Origin of the sequence: Chryseobacterium sp. JM1 (assembly GCF_000737715.1) — a bacterium.
Classification (GTDB): Bacteria; Bacteroidota; Bacteroidia; order Flavobacteriales; family Weeksellaceae; genus Chryseobacterium.
Window position 1 is genome coordinate 1 of record NZ_JPRN01000030.1, and the last position, 4,601, is coordinate 4,601.

General features: G+C 36.2%; 3 protein-coding genes. All 3 read left to right on the forward strand.

Going from position 1 to position 4,601, the window contains the following annotated elements:
- Positions 1-1,193, forward strand: a 1,193-nt coding sequence (locus tag IW22_RS23390) for a T9SS type A sorting domain-containing protein (RefSeq protein WP_034732155.1), incomplete at its 5' end; no start/stop codon positions are given.
- A gap of 2 nt (positions 1,194-1,195) precedes the next feature.
- The gene (locus tag IW22_RS23395) at positions 1,196-4,375 is read left to right on the forward strand and encodes a hypothetical protein (RefSeq protein WP_034732158.1); all 3,180 of its coding nucleotides are present in this window, start codon (positions 1,196-1,198) and stop codon (positions 4,373-4,375) included.
- Between the two features lie 8 nt (positions 4,376-4,383).
- The coding region (locus IW22_RS23400; protein WP_034732159.1) for a hypothetical protein at positions 4,384-4,601 on the forward strand (218 nt) is incomplete at its 3' end.

The following is a 4,601-nucleotide window of genomic DNA, read 5'->3' on the forward strand; positions in this document are numbered from 1 at the left end:
TGGGAAGTTCTTCTGATGAGGAAGCTAGATCGGTTATCCAAACTACAGATCTGGGATTTTTTGTGGCAGGAAACAGACAAAGTTCCCTTCGAGAATCTCAGGGAACCAGCGGTTATGGATCAAAAGACGTTTGGATTTCCAGATTGGATAAAAACGGAAAAATACTTTCTGAAACGGTTTTAGGTGGAAAGGGCTTGGATGAAGTGGAAAAAATAATTCCTACCAGAGATGGTGGAGCCTTGTTGGGAATTTACTCGAGAAGCTCCGAACTCCGGGTTTCGGGTTCTACAGATAAGTCGTCTTCGGCAACCTCGTATCCTGTATCCCGAACCGCTAAGTCTACGGATAATTTCGGCGAGGGCGACTACTGGATCGTCAAGCTTGACAAAACCGGAAAAGTAGAATGGGAAAAGAACTACGGAGGAAAAGGCGATGATCACATAAGAACATTGGCCTTAACATCTGCAGGGTATGTAATCGGTGGAGAATCCAGATCTGAAAGGTCAGGGAATAAAACGGTAGGAATTGAAGAAGGAACTGATCTTTGGTTGATCTCTTTAAACGAAAAAGGTGATGAAATCTGGCAGAAATCTTTCAATTTCAAGAACCGTGATATTCTGATGGGGATGAGCGTGATTAATGAGAGTCAAGATTCAAGAGCCAAGAATCAGGACATCACAAAAGGAATTTTACTGGGTGGCTATACTCAGGCAGAAGGAAGGATAGAAACAGATGATGAAACGTTCTGGATGCTGTATTTGAATCAAGACGGAAATGAAGAGTGGAGAAAGTATGTGAAAGGGGAATCCAGAAAGAAAGAGGAAAGACTTTCAGATATTAAGTTAAACAGAGATGGTTCAATTATCCTGGCAGGAACCAGTGCTGAAGAACTTGGAAAAGAGAACTGGAAGATCGTGAAGCTTGGAGATGGTCAGATCAACAAACTCATAGAAAAACAAGACATTAAGATCTATCCGAATCCGGTTTCAGATTATGCTTATGTAGAAATAGGTTTCGACTTTAATGAAGCAGATATTATCCTGTATGATATGGGTGGAAGACAGCTTCAGATCTTGAAGACAAAGAATAAAGTAACGAAGATCAATACGCAGAATCTGATTCAGGGAGCTTATTTGGTGACGATTAAAACGGATACGAACAAAACAGCGAATGCTAAACTGATTAAGAAATAACCATGAAAAAAATAAAATCGAGCATACTATTCTTATTTACAGTAGGAATATCAGCTAATGCTAATGCTCAAAACATATATGAGAAAGGAAACACTGAGAAATTTAATATAAAAAGTCCTCAATTAACAGATTTTGAAAGATATGGGAATATTCCGGCTAAGAATTTTGTAGGAGAAGCGGATTTAAGTATTCCATTAGTTTCATTACCTGTTGAGAATGGCAATGACATTAATATAGGACTGACTTATAATTCATCAGGTTTTATTCCTTCAAAGAATTCAGGAATGGCAGGATTTAACTGGAGTTTAGTGGGGGAAGGGGTCATTTCAAGAGAGGTGGTAGGAACACCTGATGATCAGGAAGGATCACCGGGAACACTGAACGGAGTAAAGGGGCAATTTGAACATGGATTGTTTGTGGGAATTAAAAAAAGAAAGGACGGTAACGCAAGTCTTCCAACTCCAGGTCATGTTGAAAGCTTTAGTAATACATATCTTGGTGCTACCCGTGATGCTTCTGATAGTAGTTTCTACGAATTGAGATACAAAGATTCTCAAAATTCTAATACGAATTCTTATGAGACAACACCTGACCTGTTTCATTTTAATTTCAATGGGATTTCAGGAACCTTTTTTATGGACGAATCCGGGAATTTTAAGATTCGGACCAACGAACCCAATAATCTTAAAATAGATATATCAAAACTGAAATTTCAACCTGTCGTTGCAGTTTGTATTCCATCTTATACCTCAGAAATCATTATCACAGATGATAAGGGAACAAAATATTATTTCGGTGGAAACAGCAGAAATCTCGAATACACTACTTCTTTGGGAGAAAACCCTGAAGGATATAATATTGGAGATGCACCAGCTCCTGTTATTACGGCATGGTATATGTACAAAATTGATCTGCCGGATGGCAGTACAGTCCTCTATAATTATCTGGATGATAAGAGGGATATTACTTCAAGCCTGGGAAATGTAGGATGTTCTCCAACTGCTTACGGATATTATAAAGGTGCTCCAGGTGCTGAAAGAAAATTATTCGCCGAATTCAATGTTAAGGTAAATGATTATAGAAAGGTTACTGAGACTACCCAGTCTACTTCAATGGGAGGAAATATAACCATCAATGCAAACTATAGTACAGGATCAGGAAATACTTACAGTATAACAAAGAAAGCGTATCTGGAATCTATTACCTATAAAAACAGTAAGATTAAATTAAATTATGATATCCAAAATAATTTATACAACAATGTCACTATTTATGGACCCAATAATGGCTCAGATTTTACTGGTTTTCCTCAAAAAAAATTGAATGGCATCCAGGTTCTATATAATAATAAGATTATTAATGAAGTTAATTTGGGCTATCAAGCTATTACGACTGGAAATGCCAACAGAATTTTTCTTCAGTCTATCAATCAGACAGGAAACAAGAATTATGCGTTTGAATATGATTTAACATCCAATAGCTTTCCAATTCCTCATACATGTGCTGTCGATTATTGGGGGTTTTATAACGGAATGCTGTCAAATGATCCGAATTCTTCTCATCAAAAATTAATTCCTACAATAAATCTTGATAGTAATCAGGATTTTAGCTATGCAACGAATGAAAGAGAACCTAATTTTGATTATTCCAAAACCGCACGACTCACGAAAGTAATTTATCCTACCAAAGGATATTCAGTTTTTGAATATGAGCCTCACCTTTATTCCAAAAGGCTTGAAAGAAGATTCTCCAGTAACTCTCTTCCTGCATTATTTGATGTGAATGGTATTTTTGGTGGCACCAGAATAAAAAAAATCACTGACTTCAGCCTGAATAGCAATATGCAGTCAAGAGAATTTATATATTCCGATGCTAATGGTAATTCAACTGGAATTCTAATGGACTGGCCGAGATATATCTTTTATCTGACCGCTGTAACGACATTTAATGATGGTTCAATATTTGTCCAGGCAAATAGTAAGCATGGTTATATACAGTCTTCCAACATTTCCAGAAATACACTGAGCGGTTCAGGTATTAATTATTCTTCAGTCACGGAAAAAAAATCAGGAAACGGATCTGTTGAATCAAAGTTTAAAACGTATATCGATACACCGGATACTTTTGATGGTAATACTCAACAGCTTACAGGAGGTTCATACACTCCAATGCCGATGGCTCAAAATATTTATATTGAACCTAATGATAAAGGGCATGAAAGAGGAAAGCTTAAAGAGAGAATTATTAGAAATGAAGCTGGTAACACTCTTTCTATAGACAAGTTGACTTATAATGAATCTCCAGGTAAATTTGGGCAATATACTGCAGTAATTAATATTGCTAATGCCTGGATGCATGCAAGAAAGGTATTCTATTACAATGATTTTTTATCAAAGAAAGAAACGTTGAATTATTTTAACAGTGCATTTCTTAAAACCACTGAGCTTTACAATTATAATAATCAATCTTTGATTGCAGACAAATCAAATACAGATGCCGATAATAATGTTACATCTACTTTCTACAAATATGCTGTGGATAAAAACAATCAGTACTTGATTGAAAAAAATATGATAGGTATTCCTTTGGAGGTTGAGACTAAAAATAATGATAAAAGAATATCAAAAACGGAAACAGTATATCCTTTAAGCCAAGGGGAAGCCAATCTAAAAACAGCAGGATTACCGCTGCCGTATTCAGTATTGTCTACAGACTTGCAGAATGTAATAAAAGAAGAAGTTACCTACAATAAATATGATGATAAAGGGAATCTGGTTCAGTATACTACAAACACCGGACTACCTATAACAATCATTTGGGGATACAAGAAAACAAAACCTATTGCAAAAATTGAAGGAATAGCTTATGATAATATTTCTTCCAATATTGCTGATATCATTACTGCTTCAGATAAAGATGAGGATCCTGCCGGCAATTCGTTGTCGCCGGAGGCTTCGGAACTAGCTCTTCTTAATGCTTTAGATTTATTTAGAAGTAATCAGCTAAATTATCAGGTTACTACTTATACTTATGATCCATTAGTTGGAGTAAGAAGCATCACTCCACCATCTGGAATCCGTGAGGTTTATCTGTATGATACAGCGAATCGTTTAATGGAGATAAGGGAAAATAATCAAGTAGGAAAACTGTTAAAAGAATACCAATACAATTATAAAAACTAAACACAGACATGAAAAAAATAATCATTCCCATCGGTTTTTTGTTGATGGCTCATTCAGCGCATGCTCAGCTTACCCAGGGAGAAAACTATGTGTATTCTAAATCTTATCTTGATTATAATGTGGGCGGACAACCGACAAAGACCTCAGAAACTGTACAGTATTTCGATGGTTTGGGAAGAGCCAAACAGGTGGTTAATGTAAAAGCTTCTCCCTTAGGAAGAGATGT